Source organism: Paraburkholderia sp. BL9I2N2 (assembly GCF_004339745.1).
In the GTDB taxonomy this organism is placed as follows: domain Bacteria; phylum Pseudomonadota; class Gammaproteobacteria; order Burkholderiales; family Burkholderiaceae; genus Paraburkholderia.
Map to the genome: position 1 here is coordinate 696,265 of NZ_SMGP01000003.1, position 24,531 is coordinate 720,795.

20 protein-coding genes and 3 pseudogenes are annotated in these 24,531 nt (G+C 59.8%); 11 read left to right on the forward strand and 12 right to left on the reverse strand.

Annotation, left to right across the window (positions count from 1 at the left end; all coding sequences use genetic code 11):
* The first annotated feature begins 192 nt into the window (after positions 1–192).
* From B0G74_RS33990 to B0G74_RS34000, 4 genes are all read left to right on the forward strand, one after another.
* The gene (locus tag B0G74_RS33990) at positions 193–975 is read left to right on the forward strand and encodes an enoyl-CoA hydratase/isomerase family protein (protein WP_132381298.1); all 783 of its coding nucleotides are present in this window, start codon (positions 193–195) and stop codon (positions 973–975) included.
* A gap of 17 nt (positions 976–992) precedes the next feature.
* On the forward strand, positions 993–3,104 hold the full coding sequence (locus tag B0G74_RS33995) for an acetate--CoA ligase family protein (protein WP_132380536.1): 2,112 nt from the start codon (positions 993–995) through the stop codon (positions 3,102–3,104).
* Positions 3,097–3,258 (forward strand): hypothetical protein, encoded by a 162-nt coding sequence (locus B0G74_RS45970; RefSeq protein WP_165923980.1) that lies wholly within the window; start codon positions 3,097–3,099, stop codon positions 3,256–3,258. The genes B0G74_RS33995 and B0G74_RS45970 overlap by 8 nt, the downstream gene beginning before the upstream one ends.
* Before the next feature lie 268 nt (positions 3,259–3,526).
* Positions 3,527–4,855 carry an FAD-binding oxidoreductase gene (locus B0G74_RS34000; protein ID WP_132380538.1) on the forward strand — a complete coding sequence of 443 codons (1,329 nt, stop codon included), beginning with the start codon at positions 3,527–3,529 and terminating at the stop codon, positions 4,853–4,855.
* 144 nt (positions 4,856–4,999) lie between these two features.
* Here the strand turns inward: B0G74_RS34000 and B0G74_RS47040 are convergent.
* The 4 genes and pseudogenes from B0G74_RS47040 to pcaB all read right to left on the reverse strand — a co-directional run.
* Positions 5,000–5,383 (reverse strand): annotated as a pseudogene (locus B0G74_RS47040) (LysR family transcriptional regulator); the annotation flags it as partial.
* Between the two features lie 267 nt (positions 5,384–5,650).
* Entirely contained in the window at positions 5,651–7,051 is a 1,401-nt protein-coding gene (locus B0G74_RS34010) for a class II fumarate hydratase (protein WP_132380540.1), read from the reverse strand.
* Between the two features lie 306 nt (positions 7,052–7,357).
* The gene (locus B0G74_RS34015) at positions 7,358–8,773 is read right to left on the reverse strand and encodes a cation:dicarboxylase symporter family transporter (protein ID WP_132380542.1); all 1,416 of its coding nucleotides are present in this window, start codon (positions 8,771–8,773) and stop codon (positions 7,358–7,360) included.
* Between the two features lie 26 nt (positions 8,774–8,799).
* Positions 8,800–10,170, reverse strand: coding sequence for a 3-carboxy-cis,cis-muconate cycloisomerase (gene pcaB, locus B0G74_RS34020; RefSeq protein ID WP_132380544.1), 1,371 nt, complete (start codon positions 10,168–10,170; stop codon positions 8,800–8,802).
* A 160-nt stretch (positions 10,171–10,330) separates the two neighbouring features.
* Between pcaB and B0G74_RS34025 the strand changes: the two genes are divergently transcribed.
* Positions 10,331–11,062 (forward strand): GntR family transcriptional regulator, encoded by a 732-nt coding sequence (locus B0G74_RS34025; protein ID WP_132380546.1) that lies wholly within the window; start codon positions 10,331–10,333, stop codon positions 11,060–11,062.
* A 399-nt stretch (positions 11,063–11,461) separates the two neighbouring features.
* Here B0G74_RS34025 and B0G74_RS34030 read toward each other — a convergent pair whose 3' ends face one another.
* Both B0G74_RS34030 and B0G74_RS34035 read right to left on the reverse strand, forming a co-directional pair.
* On the reverse strand, positions 11,462–11,719 hold the full coding sequence (locus B0G74_RS34030; protein ID WP_132380548.1) for a DUF4148 domain-containing protein: 258 nt from the start codon (positions 11,717–11,719) through the stop codon (positions 11,462–11,464).
* A gap of 137 nt (positions 11,720–11,856) precedes the next feature.
* Positions 11,857–12,801: a LysR family transcriptional regulator gene (locus B0G74_RS34035; RefSeq protein ID WP_132380550.1), complete on the reverse strand. Its 945-nt coding sequence runs from the start codon at positions 12,799–12,801 to the stop codon at positions 11,857–11,859.
* A gap of 182 nt (positions 12,802–12,983) precedes the next feature.
* On the opposite strand from B0G74_RS34035, the gene B0G74_RS34040 reads away from it, so the two are divergent.
* From B0G74_RS34040 to B0G74_RS34050, 3 genes are all read left to right on the forward strand, one after another.
* Positions 12,984–13,907, forward strand: a complete 924-nt coding sequence (locus B0G74_RS34040) for a dihydrodipicolinate synthase family protein (protein ID WP_061152167.1) — start codon at positions 12,984–12,986, stop codon at positions 13,905–13,907.
* Positions 13,908–14,147: 240 nt separating this feature from the next.
* On the forward strand, positions 14,148–15,590 hold the full coding sequence (locus B0G74_RS34045) for an MFS transporter (RefSeq protein ID WP_132380552.1): 1,443 nt from the start codon (positions 14,148–14,150) through the stop codon (positions 15,588–15,590).
* A 191-nt stretch (positions 15,591–15,781) separates the two neighbouring features.
* Complete coding sequence (locus B0G74_RS34050) at positions 15,782–16,855, forward strand: porin (RefSeq protein WP_132380554.1); 1,074 nt, start codon at positions 15,782–15,784, stop codon at positions 16,853–16,855.
* 369 nt (positions 16,856–17,224) lie between these two features.
* Here the strand turns inward: B0G74_RS34050 and B0G74_RS34055 are convergent.
* Both B0G74_RS34055 and B0G74_RS34060 read right to left on the reverse strand, forming a co-directional pair.
* Positions 17,225–17,904, reverse strand: a pseudogene (locus tag B0G74_RS34055) (IS6 family transposase).
* Between the two features lie 254 nt (positions 17,905–18,158).
* Positions 18,159–19,037, reverse strand: a complete 879-nt coding sequence (locus tag B0G74_RS34060) for a LysR family transcriptional regulator (RefSeq protein WP_132380556.1) — start codon at positions 19,035–19,037, stop codon at positions 18,159–18,161.
* Between the two features lie 116 nt (positions 19,038–19,153).
* Here B0G74_RS34060 and B0G74_RS34065 point away from each other — a divergent pair, with 116 nt between their 5' ends.
* Positions 19,154–19,765, forward strand: a complete 612-nt coding sequence (locus tag B0G74_RS34065; RefSeq protein ID WP_132380558.1) for an NIPSNAP family protein — start codon at positions 19,154–19,156, stop codon at positions 19,763–19,765.
* A gap of 532 nt (positions 19,766–20,297) precedes the next feature.
* Here the strand turns inward: B0G74_RS34065 and B0G74_RS34070 are convergent.
* Entirely contained in the window at positions 20,298–20,873 is a 576-nt protein-coding gene (locus tag B0G74_RS34070; RefSeq protein ID WP_132380560.1) for a TetR/AcrR family transcriptional regulator, read from the reverse strand.
* Positions 20,874–20,997: 124 nt separating this feature from the next.
* Between B0G74_RS34070 and B0G74_RS34075 the strand changes: the two genes are divergently transcribed.
* Both B0G74_RS34075 and B0G74_RS47045 read left to right on the forward strand, forming a co-directional pair.
* Entirely contained in the window at positions 20,998–21,696 is a 699-nt protein-coding gene (locus B0G74_RS34075; RefSeq protein WP_132380562.1) for a glutathione S-transferase, read from the forward strand.
* A gap of 228 nt (positions 21,697–21,924) precedes the next feature.
* Positions 21,925–22,590, forward strand: coding sequence for an aldehyde dehydrogenase family protein (locus tag B0G74_RS47045; RefSeq protein ID WP_243658445.1), 666 nt, complete (start codon positions 21,925–21,927; stop codon positions 22,588–22,590).
* A gap of 324 nt (positions 22,591–22,914) precedes the next feature.
* Here the strand turns inward: B0G74_RS47045 and B0G74_RS45975 are convergent, their stop codons facing one another.
* The 3 genes and pseudogenes from B0G74_RS45975 to B0G74_RS34095 all read right to left on the reverse strand — a co-directional run bounded on the left by B0G74_RS45975 (position 22,915) and on the right by B0G74_RS34095 (position 24,509).
* Positions 22,915–23,112 carry a hypothetical protein gene (locus B0G74_RS45975; RefSeq protein ID WP_165923981.1) on the reverse strand — a complete coding sequence of 66 codons (198 nt, stop codon included), beginning with the start codon at positions 23,110–23,112 and terminating at the stop codon, positions 22,915–22,917.
* 62 nt (positions 23,113–23,174) lie between these two features.
* Positions 23,175–24,209 (reverse strand): annotated as a pseudogene (locus tag B0G74_RS34090) (tyrosine-type recombinase/integrase); the annotation flags it as partial.
* A gap of 60 nt (positions 24,210–24,269) precedes the next feature.
* The gene (locus tag B0G74_RS34095) at positions 24,270–24,509 is read right to left on the reverse strand and encodes a hypothetical protein (RefSeq protein ID WP_132380566.1); all 240 of its coding nucleotides are present in this window, start codon (positions 24,507–24,509) and stop codon (positions 24,270–24,272) included.
* Between the last annotated feature and the right edge of the window lie 22 nt (positions 24,510–24,531).

Consider the following 24,531-nt stretch of genomic DNA (forward strand, 5'->3'; position numbering starts at 1 on the left):
GAATCCATTATCGGCACCGAACGCTCGATGACAATCCGCCAATTCCACCCAGTGGAATTTCTCGGGCCCCTGATGAAACGCGCTCCGTTCCACAGAGTGGAATTAACGGGGTGTCATGGGTGGCAGGTGGGGCTAAGCTGCATTGTCAGATTGACCTTGTCAGTCGACTCCAATTCAACCATCGAGACACGCATGAGCGCATCCACCATTCAAGTCACTATCGACGCGCAGGTCGCCATGATCGCGCTGAATCGTCCTGAAAAACGTAACGCCATCACCAACGAAATGCGTGCCGAACTGATCGGGGCGCTGGAGACCGTTTCGCGCGACCGGGGGGTGCACGCCGTGGTGTTGACTGGCAACGGCAAGGGGTTCTGCGCTGGCGGCGACGTCAGCGGTATGGCGCAGCGCATTGAAGCACCCGCCGGCGAGATTGCGTTTAATGGCTGGTCCCGCCAGCAACTCGTGCATCACACGGTCAATCTGCTCTACTCGATGCCCAAGCCGACCATCGCTGCCGTCAACGGCGCAGCGGCGGGTCTCGGTGCCGATATGGCGCTCTCCTGCGACTTTATCCTCGCGTCACAGGAAGCGAGCTTCACGTGGAGCTACATCAAACGCGGGCTGATCCCCGACGGCGGCGGGATGTACTTTTTGCCGCGACGGGTCGGCCTCGCGCGGGCGAAGGAACTGATCTTCAGCGGGCGCAAGGTGGATGCAAAGGAAGCGCTGGAAATCGGCATCGCGGATCGCCTGAGCGAGCCGGATTTGCTCATCGCCGACGCCCACGCGTGGGCCGCCGAATTGAGCGAGGGTTCGGCCACAGCGCTCGCGCTGGGCAAGAGCATTCTCAACCAGAGCTACGAACTGTCCGCGCATCAAGTGTTTGCACAAGGCAGCCAGGCACAGGCCGTCTGCTACACAAGCCGTGAACATCGTGACTCGGTGCTCGCATTCCTGAACAAAACCAAGTGAGCACGAAGGAGATCGGCATGAACGTAATTTCAAAATTGATGCGCCCGGCGAGCGTAGCGGTAATCGGAGCTTCGGCGGACGCAGCCAAGACTTCAGGGCGCCCGGTGGCTTACCTCCGGAAGCACGGCTTCGTCGGCGACATCTACCCTGTCAACCCGCGTTACGACTCGATCGGTGGCCTGCCCTGCTATCCCGATGTAGCGTCGTTGCCGCGTGCGCCCGATGTCGGTATCGTGCTGCTCGGGGCCGAGCGCGCCCACGTTGCGGTGCGGGATCTGGCGAGCCGCGGGACGAGCGCTGCAATCGTGCTGGCGAGTGGCTATGCAGAGATCGGCGAGGAAGGCGCCAGACGTCAGGCTCAATTGATAGAGGCAGCAGGGTCCATGCGCCTGCTCGGCCCGAATACGATCGGGCTCGTCAACCTGACTGACCGCATCACGTTGTCGGCAAGCGGAGCGCTGGAGACTGACACTTTCACGGTCGGCGGCATCGGCGTGGTATCACAAAGCGGGGGGATTCTTGGCTCGCTGTTGTCGCGGGCGGCAGCACGCGGTATTGGCCTGTCAAAGCTGGTGTCGACGAGCAATGAAGCAGATCTCGACATGGCAGACTTCGTCGATTATCTGGTTGACGATGATTCGACTTCCGTTATCGCGCTCTACATGGAAGGGCTACGTCATCCGGACCGGTTTCGCCGCGCCGCGCTAAGGGCGGCCGCGGCGGGCAAGCCGGTCGTCGTGTTCAAGATCGGGCGCTCGGAATCAGGCGCGCGATCGGCGGTCTCGCATACGGGCGCGCTGGCCGGCTCGGACCGCATGTATGACGCGCTCTTCAGCCAGGTCGGCGTCATTCGTGCCCAGACGTTTTCCGATTTGCTCGACATTCCTCATGCGCTCGCTACTCGTCGCAAGCTCTCCGGGCGACGGGTGGCGATTCTGACCTCGACCGGCGGTGCCGGCACGCTCGTCGCCGATAGCCTTGGCATGGCGAACTTTGAGTCACCACCTCCTGACGAGGCAACAGCTGCCAGGCTGCGCGCGCTCCAGACCGGCGACCATGCAGTTCTCGACCGCAATCCGATTGACGTGACGCTTGCGGGTTTGCAGCCGGCTCTCCTGCGTGGTGCGATCGGCACGCTACTCGACAGTCCGACATACGACGCAGTCGTGGTTATCGTTGGATCGTCTGGTCTTGCGATGCCTGACCTGATGGCTGACGCGATCCGCGATTCGCTGCCAGGCAGTGACAAGCCCGTGATGGCGTTCGTGAGCCCGCACGCACCGGAGATCACGAAGTTGCTTAATGGGCAGGGAGTGCCGGCCTTCCCTTCGCCCGAAAGCGTGACGAGCGCGCTGGCTGCGATGTGGCAACACGGCGAGTCCATGCAACGCGCCGTGAGTTTGAACGAACAACTCGCTGAAGCCGAAGTCAACGTGAGCGATCTACCCGCCGGATCACTAAACGAGGCGCAGGCGAAAGAGCTTTTTGCCCGCTTTGGTGTGACAGCGGTGCGCGAGCGTGTCGTCACGAACGCGAATGAAGCCGAGAGCGCCGCTCGCGAGCTGGGTGACAAGGTCGTACTCAAACTGCTGTCGAACACGATCACCCACAAGAGCGATGTCGGCGGCGTAGTGGTTGGGGTCACTGCTGACTGCATCGGGGCTCGCCTGAACCGTATGCGGGACGACGTTGAAACCGCAACTGGCGTATCCGCGAATGCGTTTCTCGTTCAGGAAATGGTGGCCGGTGGAACGGAACTGATTCTCGGCCTTCATCGAGACCCGTTGGGCACAGCATTGCTGCTCGGCATGGGCGGCGTCACAGCGGAACTGTTCAAGGACACGACGATGCGACTCCTTTCCGCCGAAGCGCCGCTGTCGCGCGCAGACGCGTTCGCGATGATCCACGAACTGAGAACGTGGCCCTTGCTAGACGGGTATCGTGGACGGCCGCGCGCTGATATCGACGCCCTCGTGACCGCAATCGTCGCCTTTGCACGAATGGCAGTGCGGCTTGGCGGGCGTATTGTCGAAGCAGAAATCAATCCGATCTTCGTGCTGCCTGCGGGCCAAGGCGTACGGGCGGCTGACGGCGTTGCCGTACTCGAATCGGAGGCTCACGATGGATGACGATGCTCTGGTCACACTCGACGAAACATCCCCGCTCGCCTACTTTGCGCGTGCCGAGAGCGAGGTGGCAAATCCCACCCACATCGACCTCTCGATTGCAAGTGTCGTAGAGTCGATCGCCGTGATCGGGGTAGGTGCGCGCGTCTACCGGTAACCAGGAAGCAAGAGCGTGAGAATGTGGCTAAGCAGAAGCCTGGTCTCGGCAACTGTCTGCAAGATTGCAATTCAAGATTTGCCTCAGTGCTTGGTAGATCGTAGTTGTATCCCTTTCGGATACAACAGGATCGTCCTATCAGCGAAGCAATGGAAGATACGAAAATCCTAGCCACGATCTGCGGATGGCGAAATCGCGCTTCAGCTGCGCATTTCCGAAGGTCTTGACTGCGGTAACCTACCGAGAAGCGGCAACCAACGGCTATGAAATGCTAAGGATCGACGAAGTCACGAATAGCGAAGGTTTCGCCGAGCGATGCGATGTCGCGATAATAGGCGGCGGCATTGTTGGCGTCAGCACCGCGTATGAACTGGCGCGACGCGGCCTCCAGGTGGCTCTGCTCGAAAAGGGCGTCATTGGTTGCGAGCAGTCGGGCCGCAATTGGGGCTGGGTGCGTCAGCAGAACCGCGACCTCCATGAGTTGCCGCTCGCGATGCAGAGCCTCAAGCGCTGGAGCGAACTAAGCGAAGAACTGGGCGAGGACATTGGGTTTCGTAAGGCGGGCATCCTGTACGGCACGGAGCATGAATCTGACATCGCGCAATGGGAGTCGTGGCTTGCCCGCGCCCGGGAAGTCGGCTTTAACAGCGAGATCCTCAGTGCGCGCGAACTGGCAGTGCGCATTCCGTCCGGACGTGCGAAGTGGGCTGGAGGGCTGTGGTCGGCCACGGACGGCCGCGCCGAGCCGTCGAAAGCCGCGCCTTCGATTGCTCGCGGCGCGCAAGGTCTCGGCGCGATGGTGTATCAGAACTGCGCGGTACGAAGTCTCGACATGAGCGCGGGGCGTGTCTCTGGCGTCTGGACGGAGCGCGGCCGGCTCGCAGCCGACACCGTCGTTCTCGCGGGAGGCGCCTGGAGCGCGTTGTTCTGCCAGCATCACGGCATCGACCTGCCATCCATCAACGTGATGGGAACGGCGTTGCGAACCGCTGAGGCGCCGGGGGTTATCGAAGGCTGTTTCTCCGGGCCTAACTTCGCGCTGAGGCGACGGTTGGACGGCGGCTATACGATCGCGGTTCCCGGCCACGGACGTGTGGAGCTCGCGCCACAAAACCTGCGGCATTCGGTGAAGTTCCGCACCATGTTCCGCAGCAAGCTGAAGAAAAAACTGAAGATTCGCGTCGGTGCCAGCTTCTTCCACGGACCGGAGGCAAGCGCGACCTGGCGCGACGATGACGTCTCGCCGTTCGAAGGAACACGGGTGCTGGATCCCCGGCCTGATACCGAATGGCTCGAACGTGCGCTGCAAAACGTGGCCAGCGTGTTTCCCGAACTGTCGGGCTTGCGGATCGCTCACGCGTGGGCGGGCGCGATCGACACGACGCCGGACCTCGTTCCCGTCATCTCGAAGGTTAATGCGAAACCCGGTCTCGTGATCGCATCCGGCTTCAGCGGACACGGCTTTGGACTAGGACCAGGCGCAGGGGTGCTCGTGAGCCGGTTGGTAATGGACGAGGCGCCGCAGTTTGACATTAGTCCCTACAGACTGGCCCGCTTTTCCGACGGAACGAAACTGAGCAGCCCCGAAATGATGTGAGTCGAGGCCGCGGGCAAACTATCGCGGCAGCCCACTTCGGGAGATTGAACCTCCAGTGCGATTCAACCGTATTGACTAACGGCCGTTGCAATTCGAAAAGCGGCCGGAGATCTTGATCGACCTCGTATCACGCGTGGCGGGCCTTCACGCTTTTTTGCCTTTGAGTGAGACGGAGCGCTTGCTGGTACCCTTTGAGAAGCGATGACGATTGCCAAGGAGTTCGACCAGCCGTGTCTCGCATTCGGAAAACGAGTACCCGCGCCGCTGCGAGATCATGAACGTGAGGGCGCGCATGTGCCATGCGCGCCGTTGGAGTTCGACAAGTGTTCCGTTCGCGAGGTCTTCCGCAACACATGATGCGGCATGTGCCCCCAGCATAAGCTGCCCCTTACAAATCGTGCTTCGCGCCGAGGTCATTCACCAGCCACTGGCGTTCACCGGCGACCCCGTGTTGTGTCTTTTCCGCATCGGGCTGATTGTCGTTACGACGAGCTGGATGGGCCGGGCAAATTCCTCCCTCGGGATCGGCCGGAAGTACGCGTGCGCACAAACTGCCGGAAAGCTGCCATCGAGAATTCGAACATCCTCTCGGCGACACCGTCATCGAACTGGTGCAATCGGCCATGAAGAGACTTACGTCAGTGTCGTCGGTGCGTCCACTGTCGCGCTCATAACCACCGTTCGCAAGTGAATGTTGCTGGAGACCCCATTTCTGCGGTCAAGCAACAGCGTTAATGATCCGCTACCCATAGTGATGGAGTTGGCCGGGAAGGACCGCCCGAGGGCGTGAGACAGCTAGAGCCGCCCGCCTCGAGCGAGCATGGCTGGATCAACCAGCCGATCGTACTCGTCGCCGTCAATAAAACCGAGCGCGATTGCTGCCGCACGCGGCGTGATCCGATCCTCCAAGGCTGTTGCCGTGATCTGCGCAACTTGGTCATATCCGAGTATTGGATTTAGTGCCGTTACTGCGAGCAGTGCCTGGTCCACATTCTTGACAAGACGTTCACGATCAACTTCAATTCCGCAAACGAGTCGCCGTGAAAATACGCGGACGGAGTCGGCGATAACGCGCAGCGACTGCAGCAGATTGTAGATCAACACCGGCTTTGCGACATTCAATTCGAAGTTGCCGGATGCGCCAGCGAGCGTGATCGTTTGGTGATTGCCGATTACCTGAAAACACCCCTGCACAAGAACCTCCGCAATCGTGGGATTACGCTTGCCGGGCATGATCGAAGAAGTCAGCCCGTCGTCGGGGATCAGCAATTCGCCAAGCCCGCAACGGGGACCGGACCCAAGAAATCGTATGTCGTTCGCTATCTTCAGCAGCGAGGTAGCAATTGTGTTTAGCGCACCCGAGGCCTCCACCAAAGCGTCGTGTGCCGCCATCCCTTCGAATTTGTGCGGATTGGGAGCGAACGCCAGTCCGGTTGCCTCCGCGAGCGTCGCGCAAAAGAAGCTGTCGAAGTCCCGGGGCGCGTTCAATCCCGTGCCGGCTGCCGTGCCGCCCTGAGGGACGGTCAAGAGTCGCGGCAACGCACCGTCGACGCGCGCAAGAGCATTGGAGATCTGGTGCTCGAACGTCGCGAACGTTTGGCCCATCGTCATCGGCACCGCGTCCATCAGGTGCGTACGGGCGATTTTTACTACGCTGGCAAATGCATGGCTACGCTCCGCGAGCGCCGAACGCAGTTCATCTAGCGCGGGTCGCAAGCGTCCCGTCATCTCGATCGCGGCCGCTACGTGCATCACCGTCGGGAAGCTGTCGTTCGACGATTGCGACGCGTTGACGTGATCGTTCGGATGGACGGGCGCCTTGGTCCCAAGCGGGCGCCCGAGTAGCTCGTTCGCCCGATTCGCAATGACCTCGTTCGCGTTCATATTGGTCTGTGTCCCCGACCCCGTTTGCCATATCGTGAGCGGGAAATGGTCGTCCCATAGCCCTTCATGCAGTTCAAGAGCGGCCGTCTCGATCGCCGAGGCAAGCACCGGAGCGAGCACGCCGCACTGCACGTTGGCGCGTGCGGCAGCGAACTTTTGCAAACCGAAGGTGCGCACTAATACCGCCGGGAAACGCTCTTCGCCTATTTCGAATACGCCAAGTGCTCGTTGAGTCTGCGCTCCCCAGTACCGATCCGAACGAATTTCGACAGTGCCAAAGGCATCCTGCTCAGTCCGTGTTGCTGCCGTCATGGTGATACTCCCAATGGTCGTGATGGTGCCTGTTTATGATGCAGCTTGATGCGGTCAGCCGCGATGGCGACTAGCGTTTGAATACTTTGAACAGTAAGTCTTCGCGCCACTGTTAGGCTGGGCCGACTCACGTCACGCGTGCCACTGCGCCCTGCGTCTGCTGTCGCGATCAACGGTTAGCCGAGGCGCCTTTCGGCCAGACTGATCGAGCGAATACCGTTTCAATACCGTTGCCCTGAATCTGCCATCTGAGCAACGCGGCGCTCACGATTGGGAACAGCGCGCGTGGGCGGTCGGTCAATCGAATCACGGTGTGTTGCCGGCGCTTTTCAAAGGAATCCCGGCAGGGTGCGGATTCGCGTCGTTCATGTCCTCGGGCAGCAAGTTGCCGTCGGCAAGACGCTCGTCGGCCCGTGCGGTGTCCGGATAGCGCTCCGGATAAAAGTGCCGCTCGGCAATTTGCGCGTCGAACGTGCGCGACCACTTCGCGATCACGACCGTGGCGAGGCTGTTGCCGATCGTGTTGCAGGTGGCGATCGCCATCGACATGAAGCGGTACACGCCGAAGATGATTGCTACGCCTTCGACGGGCAGAATGCCGGTCGAAGCAACCGTCGCCGCGAACACCACGAACGATCCCCCCGACACCGTGGCCGCGCCCTTGGACGTGAGCAGCATCAGCAATAGCAGCCCTATCTGATGCTCCAGCGTGATCGGTACGCCGTACGCGTGGGCAATGAACAGCACACCCATCGACATGAAGAGCGATGTGCCGTCGAGATTGAACGCATAGCCGGTAGGCAGCACGAGACCGACCGTCTGCTTCGCGCAGCCGAGTCGTTCAAGCTTGATCAAAAGGCGCGGCAGTGCACTCTCGGAAGAAGCGGTCCCGAGCACGATGAAGATCTCATCCTTGATGTAGCGCAGGAAGCGCCACAGACTGAAACCTGCGAGCTTCGCGATGATTCCCATGACAACGACGATGAACAGGATCACGACCGCATAGAAGCTCAAAACGAGCTGGGCAAGCGCAATCAGCACAGCAGTACCGTTGCTGCCCACCGAGTAAGCGACCGCGCCGAAGGTACCAAGCGGGGCCAGCTTCATGACCAGGTTGATAAACGAGAACAGGACTTCCGAAACCAGGTCGAGTCCCTCGTTGATCCTGACGCGGCGGCGTTCAGGAATCGCAAGTATGCCGATACCCACCATGACGGCCAGCACCACCACCTGCAGCAGTTCCCCCTTCACGAAAGCGCCGATAAAGTTGTCCGGCACGATGTGCATGACAAACGCGACGAAGCCGTGTGAGTCCATCTTTGCAACCACCGGCGGTGCTGCTCCAACGGCGACGGCCGTCATGCCTTTTCCGGTTTGCAGCAGGTTGCCCGCCAGCAGGCCGACCATCAACGCAATGGTCGATACCACTTCGAAATAGACAATCGAGCGCCATCCTACGCGGCCCGCGCTTTTGACGTCACCGGCCGATGCGATGCCATGCACGATGGTCAGAAACACCAGCGGCGCGACACCGGCCTTGATAAGCGACAGGAAGATGTCGCCCAGTACCTTAAGCTGTCCACCCACCTTCGGAAAAATCAGCCCGACGGCAATTCCGAGAATCAGCCCGACCAGAACCTGCATGCCGAGCTTGCGGTACCACGGCAGCTTTCTGGGCGGCGGCACGTTCGGCGTTTCGTTTGATGCGATCTCGTTGTTCATGATGTGTGCTTCTCCACGTCTTTCACTCAGATGCCGCTGGACAATTCGACGGCGCGATCAACCATTTGCGGCGCGAGGCCAAGATAGTTGGCTGGATCGGTCATCCGGTCGATCGCCGCGCGGTCGAAGTGCGTCGTGACGTCGGGCAGCGCCGCGAGCGCGTCGGCGAGCGTGCCGCCTTGCTCGTTGACGGTACGGCATGCGTCGTAGACGATATCGTGAGCCTGCTGGCGGCCGGTGAACGGCGCCATGCCCATCATGACCGCCTCCGCGACGATCAACCCTCTGGTGATACCCAAGTTGTGCTTCATGCGTTCGGTGTCGACGATCAATCCCCCGAGCGCGAACTTCGCCTGATGCAGCGCGCCAGCCGAAAGGATGAAGCTCTCGGGAATCGCGATCCATTCCGCGTGCCACGGACCCGTGGCCCGCTCGAAATCCTGGATCATCGCGTCGACCATCAGACCCGCGTGCTGACGCACTGCTTTCGCTGCGGCAAGCATCAGTTCGCTGGAAATCGGGTTGCGCTTTTGCGGCATGGTGCTGCTCGCTCCGCGTCCCTTGACGAACGGCTCGTACACTTCAGCGAACTCCGTCGACGCCATGATCATAATGTCGAGCGCGATCTTGCCGAGTGAGCCAGTCACGAGTGCGAGCAGGTTCACCGCTTCGGCGAAACCATCGCGCGCCACGTGCCACGTGGTTGCAGGCACTCCTAGCTTCAGTTCACCAGCGAGTGCCTTCTGAACCTCGAAACCCTTGTCGCCAAGCGAGGCCAGCGTGCCCGCGGCGCCCGCGAACTGAACGACAGCCACCCTCGGGCGCAGCTCCGCGAGGCGTTGCTGATGCCGGTCGAACATCGCCAGCCAGATCGCGACCTTGTAGCCAAACGTCACGGGCAGCGCCTGCTGAAGATGAGTCCGGCCCGCCATTGGTGTATCGCGGTGTTTCTTTGCAAGATCGACCAGAATCGTGCGCAGCTCGCGTATGTCGCTGTCGATCACGTCGAGCGCATCGCGCACTTGCAGCGAGACCGCCGTATCCATGATGTCCTGTGTCGTCGCGCCCCAATGCACGTAGCGGCCCGCGTCGCCGCACATGCCGACGAGCTGGTGAACCAGCGGCAGAATCGGATAACCCACGATATCTGTCTCCTCACGCATGTGATCGAAATCGATGCGCTCGATCGTCGATTCACGGGCGATCACTTCCGCCGCGTCGGCCGGAATCACGCCGACGCGCGCTTCAGCCCTGGCCAGCGCCACTTCCACGTCGATGTAGCGCTGCACGAGGGCGTAGTCGGAGAACAGTTCACGCATCTTCGCCGTGCCGAAGGCGTCGCGGAACAGGATTGAATCGACCACAGTGCTGGCCATAGGGACATTGCGACTCGTCATGACATCCTCTTGAAAGTGCCGGAAAGCGGCTTAAAAGGGCCGGTACCATTCGCAGAAGCAACGATATGTCCGGACATAATTAAATTAATATGTTCGGACATGTTGAGCAAGCTATGATTTACCCTAGCCCCTGATAAATCGATTGCATCGCGACCCAAAAATGAACAAACCGCACTTCGCCGACATCGCTCGCCACTTGACTGAGGGCATTGCGTCCGGCCGCTATCCGGTCGGCTCGTATCTGCCTACCGAGCTTGAACTGCGCGACCACTATCAGACGAGCCGGCATACGATTCGCGCAGCGCTGCATGAATTGCAGCAGTTGGGATTCGTGTCGCGGCGCAAGAACGCGGGAACGCGGGTCGAATCGGCGCAGCCGACGAACGAGTTTCGGCCGTCGCTCGCATCGGTGGACGATCTCGTGCAGTTCGGCTCTCAGCACTTGCGTCTGGTGCAATCGACGGAGGAGATCCTCGCAAGCGGCAGGCTCGCCAAGACTCTGAAATGTTCAGACGGTGCGCGATGGCTGCGCGTTTCGAGCCTGCGCATCGATGGCGACAGGGGGAGTCCACCGGTCGGTTGGACCGACGTGTATATCGACCCGGCTTATACTGAAGTCGCAGAGGCTGCGCGAGCTCAACCGGACACGCTGATCAGTTCGTTAATCGAAGCGCGCTACGGTCGCTGCATCGCGGAGATTCAGCAGGACGTGCACGCCGCGTTGATTTCGCAGGAGATGGCGGAAAGGTTGAAAGTCGAGAAGGGGAGTGCGGCGCTTGAGATTGTGCGACGATATCTCGACTCCACGGGGGAAACCTTTGAGGTATCGATCAGCGTCCATCCGGCTGAACGCTTCTCGGTTTCGATGCGACTGAAGCGCTCGGACGCCTAGCCGTCGCAGGCGTTGTACGGGCGGCGCCGATGAGCCGATCGACCGCATTTTGCGGCCAATTGGCCGCTCCGTTCTAAACCCGACGCCGACAGCAACGCTTAAGGCAATCGGCAATCGGCGCTCGGTGTCAGCTATGAGTGGGCCATTACTGACGGTGGAAATGTCTCCCATGAACGGCAGGCGTGGGTCGAACAGAACCGGTCGTCGTCGGGCTCAGTTCGGCCAGGAAGGGACGCTCGCGGTTGTCAGCATTTCGACGTTCGAACGGCAGTTCGCCTCCGGGAGGCGTCGCTCAAGCTGCGGTTCGCACCCCGTGCGAGGGATCCTCTTTTTGGCGCTGGCAGGATTCGGCCGACCGACACGCCGCGTGCCGGCGCTTCGGCCAGAGAACGGTAAACATCAGTTTTGCTGTGTGCCGGATTGAATCGCGGCCTGGCGCTGCGATGACGTTTGCTCAGCCTGCAATTGCGCTTCAGCATTTTGCAGCCTGATCGGGTAGTCCACATCAACAGACAGCGGGTTGTAGCCGGCTTGTTCGAGATTGGCGAGTTCGGCGCCTACTTGTGCGCGCGTAAGTGGCGCATCGGCTTGAGCGAACGAAGTAATTGGAGCAGAGGCGAGCAGGGCGAGGGCGGCCGTCACGAAAATCTGTTTCATCACATACCTACTTTTTGGTGTCGGGTCATCTGAAGTACTGCTAGAAGCCTCAAAGTATATGCGCCATAAGCTAGGTATTTTCCCTTATTCGGACAATGCTACATTGCGCAAAGCACAATGCTGCGCGCCTACAGACTTCAGACGGACCGCAGAAAGGCAGTAGAGACGCCCCGTCGAAGATCTGAGGAGAGGGTGCGCGACCGCGCGATCTCCTTGGTGAGCTGCTTCACCGTGCGGCACGCCAGCGTCAGTTCGCCGTGAGGGGACATGGCCAGCGCAATGAAGCGCGCCACGGACGGCTCAACCACCATTGACGCCTGCAACCGGCATTCCTTTTCAAGGTTTGCAATCGCGTAAGGTCCGAGCAACCCGTAGATGCCGCCATCGGCCACGATGTGCCCCTGCAGACTCAACGAGTCGGCTTCTGCCGCGAAATTCAGGGAGACCTGGTGTTCACCGGCAATTTGTTCGAGCCGGTCGCGCCAGCTGTTAGGGCGGCAGAAGAAAACCAAGGGAATCCCGTTAAGCTTCGAGAAAGCAACCGTGGGGTGTTTGGTCAGAGAATCGCCTTCCGCGCCGACCAGGTAGGTCGCTGCCTCAACCAAATACTCGTCACCGTCTTTCGGCGTGGGGCTATTTCTAAAAAGGATGGCGAGGTCAACACTGCCGTTTTCCAACCACGTATCCAACAAAGCCCCCTGCCCCTCGCGCACCTGTAACTGCACCTGGGGATAACGTTCTCGAAGGCGATGGTAGAGCGTGCTGACCAGCGGATGGGCGGTGGAAGGCAAGATCCCGAGCCTGACCACGCCAATCGGTTCTCCCGCGGTACTGCGGATGTCGTTGGACAACTGTTCCGTGCTGGCCAGCCACGTCCTGACGCGCGGGGCGATCCGCGCCCCCAGTTCCGTCAATATCACGCCGCGCCCTGTCCGCTGAAACAAGCGGCCGCCGCAGTACTGCTCCAGTTCAACAATCTGGCGGCTGATATGCGGCTGACTGGTTCCGTACGCCACGGCCGCCTTGCTCAAGCTTCCGAGTTCCGCCGCATCGATGAATAGCTTCCAAGCTGCGTAGTCCACCGCCCAGCCTCCGACAAGATATGTTGATTCAGTATAGCTGAAATGTCTGGTTGAGCAGTTCTAGCATGGGTCGTTCATCCCTACACTGCAACGCATGCACCGTTGTTCCAGCTTGATGCGAAACGAGCAGCGGGCTCTCCTCTACGGAAAGAGGAGCGGAAAAGCTCACATTTGGAGACGTCATGAAAGCGATCGATCTGCGCGGTTTGGTCCCGGCACCCGTTACCCCCTTCACCCGCGATGGAGCGGTGGACCATGCAGCAATTCAAAGACTGGGTTCCTGGCTCGGCAGCATCGAAGGTGTTAAAGGTCTGACGGTGCTCGGGCACGCTGGCGAAGGCACGTTCATGACGCAGAAAGAACAGGCTCAAGTTATCGAAAGTTTTGTTAAGTCCGTCGACGGCAAGATTCCGGTCATCGCCGGTATCACACTCGAAGGTACGCAAGTCGCAGTCGATGAAGCGAAGCGAGCGGTGGAAGCCGGCGCTTCGGCCGGTCTGGTGTATCCGTCGCACGGCTGGCTGCGCTTTGGGTACCAGAAGGGTGCACCGCAAGACCGCTACCGCGCCATCCACGAAGGCAGCGGTCTGCCGCTCATCCTGTTCCAGTACCCGGATGCCACCAAGGCGACCTACAACCTCGAAACGCAGCTGGAGATCGCCGCACAACCGGGCGTGTTTGCAATGAAAAACGGCGTGCGCAATATGCGTCGCTGGGATGTTGAGATCCCCATCATCCGTCGCGAGCGTCCGGAACTGCAAATCCTGACCTGCCATGACGAATATCTGCTGCACACGATGTTCGACGTTGACGGTGCTCTCGTCGGCTACGGCGGCCTGGCTCCCGAACCGCTCATTGAGCTGATCAAAGCAGGCAAGGCGAAAGACTACCAGGCCGCGCGCGCGATCCACGATCGCCTGCTGCCCGTGACGCGTAACGTGTACCACCGTGGCTCGCACATGGAAGGCACCGTGGCACTCAAGCATGGCCTCGTGGCCCGCGGCATTCTCGAGCACGCCACGGTGCGCTCGCCGTTGCTGCCGCTCGCGGAAGGCGCAGACGTTGAAATCGCCGACGCACTTCGCTCGGCAGGCCTCGTCGACTGACGCGGAAGCTGCGTATTTGTAGCCGTTATGACGATAGCGAAGCGTTGCCCCGCTTTGCTATCCGCTTTAAGCCGTAACGGCGACGCACGAAACCCCCGTTTCAACGCGTCGCTCATAACAGGATCGGGAAACGACCAAACAGGCTCCAGCGTCGCGACACAACAAGAAAGAAACGCGACCGGTGCTTCAAAACAAGAAGAAATCCGAGGGCCCATAAAATGCAGCTTTTCAGGAGACAGCATGAACACCCCTTCGACCGCCTATGGCGTCGGCGTTGGTCAATCCCCGAGCGAAACGCGCCCCGTGAGTGAGCAATTGCGTGCGGCAAACCTGCTGTTTCGCATCGAGAACGTGCCGTTCTGCAAGTGGCACACGAAGGCACGCATCATTATGGGCAGCGCGACCCTCTTTGACGCATTCGACGCCCTCTCGCTTGCTTTCGTGCTGCCTGTGCTGGTGGGTCTCTGGCATCTTTCTCCCGGCCAGATCGGCGTGCTGATCGCCTCAGGCTATCTCGGGCAAGTCGTAGGCGCGTTGGTGTTCGGCTGGCTTGCTGAGCGCGTCGGTCGCGTGCCTAGTGCAACGGTAACAGTCGGTGTGATGTCGGCCATGAGCGTCGTATGTGCTTTCACCGGCAGCTTCCATATGCTGTTCTTGATGCGTTTTCTGCAAGGCATCGGCGTGGGCGGAGAAGTGCCCGTGGCGGCCACGTACATCAACGAGCTGTCGCAAGCACATGGTCGAGGCCGTTTCTTTATTTTGTACGAACTCATTTTCCCGCTGGGTCTGCTTGCAGCCGCGCAGTTGGGTGCGTTCATCGTCCCCCGCTTCGGCTGGGAGTATATGTTCCTCATAGGTGGACTTCCCGGAATCGTGGTCGCGATCCTGATCGCGCGCCTTCCAGAATCGCCGCGCTGGCTCATTTCGAAGGGGCGTTTCGATAAAGCTGAACGCATCATCGAGCGGCTGGAGGCAAGCACGCCGAAGCGCAGCCTCGACACGCAGACGCAGAAAGCCGAGGTCGACGAGCGCGTGGTGAGCCTCCTGAACGGCCTGCAGTCGAAGCAGAAGGGATCGTGGAAGGAACTCTTCTCGCCGTTCTACCGTGGGCGCACCATCATAGTGTGGTTACTCTGGGCGACGTCTTACTTTGTCGCGAACGGCATCAACAACTGGCTGCCCAGCCTCTATAAGACGGTCTACCATCTGCCGCTGCAAGAGTCGCTTCACATGGCGTCCATCTCGAACGTCCTGAGCACGTGTGGGGTGCTTGCCTGCGCGTTGTTAATTGATCGTGTCGGGCGCCGGCGGTGGGCAATGGCCTGTTTCATCATCAGCGGCATTCTGCTCGCCGCACTGGGTATTCATGGCGCTGGCAGCGCGTGGTCAGTGATGTTCTTGGGATCGTCGGCCTACGCGGTAATGGCAACCACGACTGTACTGCTGTACCTGTACACCCCTGAAATCTATCCGACCCGGATGCGCGCGATCGGTACGGGCCTCGCGACGTCCTGGCTGCGAGCCGCTTCTGCTGCCGCGCCCGCGATCGTCGGCGTCGTATTAACAGGGAAAGGTATCGCTGCGGTATTCATCCTGTTCGCTGTGGTCAGCGCAGTGGGCTTCTTCGTGGCTTCGCGAATGGTGGAGACGACCAATCGCGCGCTCGAAGAGATCTCCCCGTAACCGCTCGGATTCCTTGTCGCTCCTTCTCCTGGTATTGAACCAAGGGAAGGAGGCTCCTCGGTCGCAACACAACCTTTAATTTCAGCGCGACACGTTCGCAGATAGCGACAACGCTCCAAGACACTCTGTTCGTACTACTGATCGGATGTCAGTGGAAGCTGAATATAACAAGATGGATGGAGACAACCGAAATGAAAAAGGTACAACGGGTCATGGCCTGCGCCTCATTGCGGAAGGTTGCTGGCACACTTGGCGTAGCAGCGATGCTAAGCTCCGGCCTCGCATTGACCTCTGTCAAAGCCCGCGCAGATAGTGGTTCCCAAGTCCAACTGTATGGGATTGTTGGCACCTATGTCGGCAGTGTCAAACGTAGTGACACGCCGCAATCCACAGTACTCATGGGCAGCGGCGGATTGACCACTTCGTTCTGGGGAATCCGCGGCAAGGAAGATCTGGGGGGTGGCGTTAGCGCCATCTTCGCTCTTGAGAGCTTCTTCCAGCCTCAAAACGGCGCGCAGGGCCGCAATGCGACAGACCCGTTCTTTTCACGCAATGCGTACGTGGGCTTTCAAGGCGACTTCGGTCAGTTGACGTTCGGGCGCCATAGAAATCCGACCTATACGGCCGAATCCCTCATCAACCCGTTCAGTTCGTCCACGGTCTTTTCGCCGCTCATCCTTCAGACGTTCGTGACCAACTACGGCGGCACGATCATCGGCGATACGGTGTGGAATAACACCGCCAAGTACACAACGCCAGACTTTAAAGGTTTCGGCGCAACGGTGATCTATGGCCTCGGTGGCGTTGCGGGGTCGCCCGGCGTCGGTAACCTCGGCGTTCACCTGAATTATCAAGGTCACGGGCTTACGGCCGTGCTCTCTGGCCAGCGTGTACGGTACACCGCAGCGGGGCCGGTCGGCGCGCAGTACGCCTACCTCGCGGGCGCAGCGTACGACTTCAAGGTCGTGACGCTTTATGGCGCGTGGGCGATGACAAGTGACGTGAGTACGCCAACAGGCAGCCACACGTACGAGGCGGGTTTTTCCATCCCGTTCACACCGGCCGATTTCCTGCTCGCCGAGTGGGCGCGGACGCAACGGTCGGGACCGACCCCTGCGACCAACGGCTTTCGCAATACGGCGTCTCTCGGCTATGACCACCTTCTCTCGAAGCGGACAGACATCTACGCGATTTACACCTACGACAAACTGAGCGCTCGTCCCACCGGCAACACCTTTGCGGTCGGCGTTCGACACACGTTCTAGTTTCGGGCCTGGTCGGTGAACAGCTCCTCGATTGGAGGCAGTGGACGATTCCAGCGGGTCCCCGAAGCACCCTGCAGGCGGGGAAGCGCCTTCGATGAGCCTGCACCGAGATGGCGAGTGCTCGGTCGGTGCTAACTCTGCCCGCGAGTGGCGGTCGTACCCTCAGAAGCGGCCGTTCTTCTTAGATGAGGCAGAACGGCGGCTTAGGGTCGAACTGGGCCGTTCAAAGTAACTTTGCCGAGCCTTCACGGGCGGCGATAGTTCAGGGGGGGGAATGACAGGCGCAAGGCCTGTCAGATATGGATACCTATCACGGCGCTGCCACGTTCAATTGTTCGCGGCGCAATAGCGGAGAGGACAAACGCTTGCTCAGAAAACGGACGGATCTTGGGTGACCTCAGTGAAACGATGCCAGGCGCAAAGCGTGTGGCGAGCTGTTTGCGATAGAGTGAGGCGCGTATCAAGTGTCGCTTGAGCGCGAAGTGCTGCCGGATCGGACCGAAGCTCGATAAGAAAGCCTGTGTGCGTTCAGGATCGCGGAAGCCGCGCATGCGTCGCTCGCGTTCGCGCGTCGGCTGATGACTGTTTTCCGCCCGGTCATTGACCCGCGCGCTGGCTTTGACGAAGACGTGCTTGACGTGGGCAAGTTCGGGAATCTCGGCTTTCGCCGCCGGATAGCTGCGCAACTGGTCGGTCACGATCTTGCGCGGTGCCTCACCACACGAGGCAAGCACGCGCTTGAAAAACCGCTTCGCTGTCGACGGCGCGCCACAACAGGTAAGGCCCGCCGCGCAACGTCACAAATACTTCGTCAAGGTGCGACGTGGTGCCGGGCCTGCGACGCGCCGCTTTCACACGGCGTGCGAGGCCAGCACCGAACTTATCGCACCAGCTTCGGACCGTTTCGTAGCTGACGATAACCCCGCGCTCGAACAGCAGTTCTCGATATCACGCAGGCTGAGCTGAAACCTGAAATACCAGCGTACCGCGCAACTGATGATCGCCGCCGGAAAGCGATGGCCGCGGTAAAGCGATTTTGCATTCTTCATCATCCGATCTTACTCGACCATCTCTGCAACGTGACAGTGCACCTGAAGGGCTTCTTGCGCTCGCATCGCTCGAATAGCGCAAGCTGGACGCATCTAACTTGATTGACCCGACCGCCAACCTCGCCCTTAGCCGCGAAAATCGAGTTTCCACACGCCCTCGGCCAGCTTCGGCCGTTCGCGAGTCTTCAGTGAATGGCTGCTTTCTAGAGGATGGCATTGTCGGGCAGAAAAGCGAACCGTTTGGCGACGGCGATTTATTTGCGAGCGTCCTTATCTGCGTAATGGGTTTCACGACCGATGCAGTGGACTAAAAATTCCATGACAGCCTTGATCGCTGGCGTTCGACGCAGGTCAGGGTAGGTCACAAGCCAAAGCCCGGTTTCGGGCGGCTCGGATCCAATGTCAAGTCTGACCAGTTCAGCGTCGCTATCGCCGATCATCGTAGGCAGGACCGCAACCCCGACGCCGTTGCGTACGGCCATCTGCTGCCCAACCACATCGCTCGTTTCGAATACGATGGGCCGTCCGTCGATATTTTTGCGTAACCACTTTTGATGTTTCACATGGTCCAACGACGAGTCATAAACGATGAACTCCCATCGCGCAGAAGGGCGAGCCGCATATGCATGGCTGGCATACAGACCAAATCGGACCGTGCCTATGCGTCGCGCAACGAGACTGCCTTCCTCTGGCTTGACCATGCGAACGGCAATATCTGCGACGCCTCGATCCAGCGGCGCTATGTCGGGAGATCCCTCCATCACGATCTTCAAGGCCGGATGCGATTCCCGGAACACACGTATGTGTGGCGCGATGCAGTAGCTACCAACCGTAGGCGGCACGCTGATGCGGACCGTTCCGCACAGCGCGGATGACGCCCGCAATGCGTATGCTTCAACTGTCTGAGCGCCTTGGGCCATCGATCGGGCCAGCATTGCGATGGCTTTTCCATCCTCGGTCAAACGGGTGCTACGGGGAAGTCGATGAATCAATTTCAATCCGAGCGCCGACTCTAACGACATTACACGCCGCCCAACCGTGGCGTGTTCGACCGACAGTTCGCTGGCGGCGCCTGAGAGTGTTCCGGTGTGCGCAAGTACCAGAAGGTACTGCAGATCTTGCCAGTCGAACATAGCTATTTTTTAACAGAGTTTGTGAACCGATGAGGAATTCCCAAGGGACCAAGGCAAGTCTAGCCTCCTTTGTAGCGGTCGTCTGATGACCCTTCACGGACTCAGGAGAATTTGACATGTTCTACGAACTGGTTACCTTGTCGTCGCATATTCTGAAGCTGCCGGAGGTGATCGCGAATGCGGAGGTTTACCTCAATCATCCCAAAACTGCGGGGTGCTGGCTTGGCACATGGACTTCGGAGAACGGGCGACTAGGCAGCGTGCGTATTCTGCGAAGGTTCGTCGATGCCGGGGAACTGTCTCAGGAACGAACGCGTGCGTTACATCATGCCAACCCGTTCGGGGCGGCCAACGGCACGTGTACGATTGAGATGGAGAGCTACGCCGGCTTTCCTTTCCTTCCCCCCGTCGAGGCGGGTTCGTTCGGCAGGTACTACGAGTTTCGTACCTACTGGCTAAGACCAGGTGGACTGGCGCCTACTATTGAGGCGTGGGAGGCCGCGATGCCTGAACGGTCAAAACGGTCCCGTCTGACAGTCAACATGTACGCGCTTGACGGCGTGCCGCGGATCACGCACATATGGCCTTGGGAAAGCCTGGATGAACGCATCGCGATACGTGCAAAGTCTTTCGCTGATGGAATCTGGCCACCTAAAGGCGGGCCTGAGAATTTCTATGAGGCGACGTCCACTATCTGGATACCGACCATCAATTCGCCATTGCGGTGAGTTGGGCCTGGCAATTTTCTCTCCGAAAAAGCGGACGTTGACCAGTTCACGACGATGGGCTGCAACGGGTCGCGTGTTGTCGATCGAGACCGAGGGAGGTCGAGCCGCCGATGCGGTTCGTATGAGGCGGTGCGCGGCTACAAACAGTCACAAACCATTCCAAAAGCGCGACCTACCGAACGTCTCATTGGCTGCGGTCAACCGTCGCTGGCGAGAGCTGCGAGTAGCGCCGCTGGCGTCCGAGCCCCCCGGGCCTATGATCTTGCATCTGCGAAGTCCAGAGCCAAGTGTCCCTAATAGGATGATATACGGCACTCCAGCTCATCAGGGGGAACATGACTACGCAAGCCGATAACCGGGAAGGCGCGCAGGCGCTCCTGCAGCTTTTGGAAGCGGTTCATCCGATCAGCGTCGCCACCCCTGGTTCAGCCAACGAAACCAGTTCGCGAGCACCGGTGTATCTTCACGCAAGAACCGCCCCAGTTGCGGCAACAATGCGGGGCGAGGGTGTATCACGCAATTCATAAGCGTGCTAGGCAGGAAGTAGACCGGCCGCACGATAGCCGTCGATCAATGTGTCGTAGAGGGAGACGTCCGAACGGCTCCTCGCAATGAGCTGTGCGCCAGCTACGGCGGCGAAGATAGCGCGGGCCCGTTCATCACTCCCTTTTGAGTCAACAACCTCCGCCGCTGAGAGAACCTTGCTCAGCCAGGCAATGTGCACCTCAGCGAAGGTTCGGACTTCTTTCATCACTTCACCGGGAAGGTCGTCGCTTTCGGCAGCCATGAAGCTGCACAAGCAGATGCGATTTGCGTTTTCCAGCGCCTTCCGAAACGTTTCGGGATAGCGGTGCAGGCAGTGTAACGGGTCCGGGGATTCCGCCTGGAGGGCTTCAAGAACCGCCGCCGAGTCCTCCCAATAGCGTCTTGCCACCGCTGCACCGAGGTCGGCCTTGTTCGTGAAGTGGTGATAGATGCTAGCGGGTCTGATACCGACGTCTTGCGCGAGATCACGAAAATTCAACCCACAATAGCCGTGGGCCTGAGCAATCTTCGTGGCCGCCCCAAGGATCCGCTCCCTGGAGCCTGTGTTCGATTCGTTCCTCACTTGTACGGTTCTCCGCATCGACTACTCAGTGTTGACAACCCGGATTATAACGCATATCGTAAACCTAACGAACGTTAGGTAGACAAAGCCGTTCGTCACGACACAACTGCGGAAGGAAAGCCAAATGAGTGCTATTGCGACGAGCATCAATGACAATCAGTTGTCGACGATGACAATTTATGACTTCCCGCAAGGGCCGTATCCGACGCGTGTTCGCATTGCGTTGGCGGAGAAGAATCTGCACTCGGGAGTGCGGTTCGTGCTGGTCGATCTGTATGCGGGTGAGCACAAGAAGCCCGAATTCATGGCGAGCAAGAACTACTCGGGCACGCTGCCGGTGCTCGAACTCGATGACGGGACCTGCATTGCCGAGTGCACGGCCATCACGGAGTACCTTGATGGACTCGATGGCGTGCCGACGCTGACTGGCAGGGCGCCGCTCGAAAAAGGCTTGATCCACATGATGAGCAAGCGTGCCGAACTGGAACTGCTCGACGCAATAAGCGTGTATTTCCATCACGGGACGCCGGGGCTGGGGCCGCAGGTCGAGCTGTACCAGAACCCCGAATGGGGATTCAGGCAGCGCGACAAGGCCCTGCGCGGAATGCATTACTTCGATGCTGTTCTACGAAACCAGCCGTACGTTGCCGGCATCGAATTTTCGATGGCGGACATCACCGTAATCGGCGGCCTGGTCTTCGCTTCTATCGTGAAGCTGCCAGTGCCAGCCGAGTGCACCGCGCTGCTGGCGTGGTACGAAAGAATGCAGGAGCGGCCCAGCGTAAGCACCCAGCCGGCGTTTTCCGTACTAACGGCTGACTGAAAAAACATTATATTTTTTAAATTAAGTAATCCTACCAAGCGCCGAAAAACCGCGCCGGTTTGTTGCAGGGATTCGCGGCAACGGCACCTCAGCGTCCATACCTTGGAGAACAATTCATGTCTGCATTACCACAAGCAGTTCAGTCCGTTGGCATTTTCAACGGCCCGTATTACCTCAGCATCGCTGGTAATCTTGTGAAGTCGCAAGATAGCTTTGACGTAATCAACCATGGCGGAGCCGGAGGTCGATCAGTCTATCTCGTGGATTCGTCAGATTGCCGCCCGTCGAATTCCGGTCGAGATCGTCGAGGAGACCGAAGAACATCTTGTCGAGCTGCACCATACGCCGCTCGGCGTGATCGGTGCCATCACACCGTGGAATTTTCCGGTGCTGCTTGCACTTTGGAAGGTGGCGCCTGCGCTGATTACTGGCAACACCATGGTGATCAAGCCTTCGCCCTTTACTCCGTTGTCAGCACTGCGCTTTGGGCAGATTGCGCAATCCGTCCTGCCGCCAGGCGTGCTGTCGGTTGTTTCGGGCGGCAATGAACTTGGCCCGCTGCTGACCAATCATCCCGACATCGCCAAGATCAGTTTCACAGGTTCTACAGAGACGGGAAAGCACGTGTTGCGCGCTGCCGCTGGACTGGTGGGCTGCCTCACCTGGCAACGCGTATGCACGAGAAGGAGTTGGGGGAACTTAGGTGCGGCAGACCGGCTTCTCAATAGTGTTATCAAGTGTAGTCAAAATTCGGGGATTCTTAACTCATATCGCCGCCAATGCGAAGAGCCGTTGTCGGACAAATGCCCCCTCTCAAAGAGATGCACCACGGCAATGTCGACGACTGTGCCAAGCTGCGCGAAACCGCCCCCGATGACCGATCCGGGTCTGTGAGCCGCCGGCTACAACTCTGAAGGTCGAATGTCTCGTCAGGGGTCGAGTACCGCCGATCACCCAACGCGAACGCAAATCTAAATGGCGCCTCACCTGGCACCCGATAGGGTGGATGAGCGCCGTCTTCGACAGCGGCACGCAGTATCAGGCGAGCGCGCTTTCGCATGGTTGTGAATGTCGTCTCCCATAAAGGCTCACTCTGGAAGTCCGTGTCGATACAAACATGCAACTAACCGTCTGGCACGTCTGCGTCTCCCTCAACCGCAAACCTTGCCTCCAGCATACGCAGGCGCAATCTCCACTGCGGCAGACCGACATGAAATTTCATTTCGCCTGACCGGGCATCGCGGCGAGGTCGCCTGTGCGATTACGCGGGACGCGCCCGAGGTGCCATTCTGGTTGCCGCCAGACGCTGACCAGATCCGCTTGCCCAAGGCATTTGCGGACGGACGCCGCCGCATCATTGCGGTCGCCGGAAGAAAACTCCGCCTGCGCCCGGGTGAGCCAGTTCAGGCTCACCACCGACGCTGTCCAGATCAGCCGGCAGGTGGTGGTGAGTTATGGCTGCCATCGGGTACTTCTCATTACCAGTCAATGCGGTGTTTCTCGTCGGTCTCGCGGTGCCGGCGATCGTCGTCGACGTGAAGATACTGACTGGTCGTCGTCAGTGACGCATGCCCGAGGTTGTCGCGCACGAGTCGCAGATCGACCTGCTGGTCCGCCATGTGGGACCCGGCGCTGTGACGCAGCCAGTGTGCCGACGCCTGCTCGAGGCGGTCCGCGCGCGGCGCATGGTCTTCACCACGTGCGCGCAGGGATTGCGCCGCACCGTTAAAGACATCCTTCACGATCCGGTGCAACGCTGCGCGCGTGAGCGGTTTGAGCGACCGGCCAATTGGCAGCACGAGCGGCGTGTCCTCGCCCGGCGAGGGCAGGGCGGGCAGTCCGCGTGCCCGCCGGTAGGTGCCCAGTTCCGTCATCATTTCTGCGGTGGCGGGCACCAGCCGCTCCTTGCCACCTTTGCCCATCACTTCGAGCCACCAGCGATCCGTGCCGTTTTCGTCAGCGCGCCGGAAAAACCGTCCCATTGTGTTCGTGCCGACTTCCGTGATGCGCAGACCGCCCAGATAGAGCAGGGTAAAGAGCCAGCGCACGCGTGCGTGGTGTTCGCGCTCGCGAGCTGTCTGCACGGGCATGCCCTGAATCCAGGTCTTGACCTCGAGCCACAGCTCGGGCGACAGATACCGGACGATGCGCGGCCTGGCCCGTCGGGCGCGCTGACGCGACAGCGACAGCGGATTGCCGGCCAGATACCCGGCCTGCACGAGCCACGCAAACATGACGTTGAGGATCACCATGGCCTGGCGCTGGCTGGCTCCGGACAGCGGGCCGTAGAACGGGCGCCAGCGCGGATCGTGGCGCGGATGCTTGCGTCCGCCGTCAGCGGTCCACCGCGCGGCGGGCTGGGGATCGGCAAGAAAGTGCTGGTAGACGAGCAGGTCCTCGTGGGTCAGCGACGACAGCGGTTTGCCCATCTGGAGCACGGACCACAGCAGCAGGCGTTCGGCTTCCTTGCGGTAGTTGTCGAACGTGGTTTTCGTATCGGCGAAGCGGGCGAGCCGGGGTATTCGTCCTTTTCGTGCTAAATCTGGCGGTTTTCCTGGCTTTTTCTTTAAAAATCAAAGTCGTATGCGGTCGTCAATTTTTCCGAAGGTCGGCGCCTTAACGCAAAATCTGGCGCTTTCATCGGGCCGTACGGCGAGCGCAGGTTCGAAGGTGACAAGCAAATCCGCACCATGCGCCCGCCGTTCGGGTCCACGCTTCGGCTCAGCGCGCGCCTTGGCGACCAGACGCGCATTGCCCAAGTTGAACTGCCTGATCTCCCTCTGCGGTACGACGAGTCCAGTATCGAGGTTCATCGTCACTGGTTCTGCCGCGCCG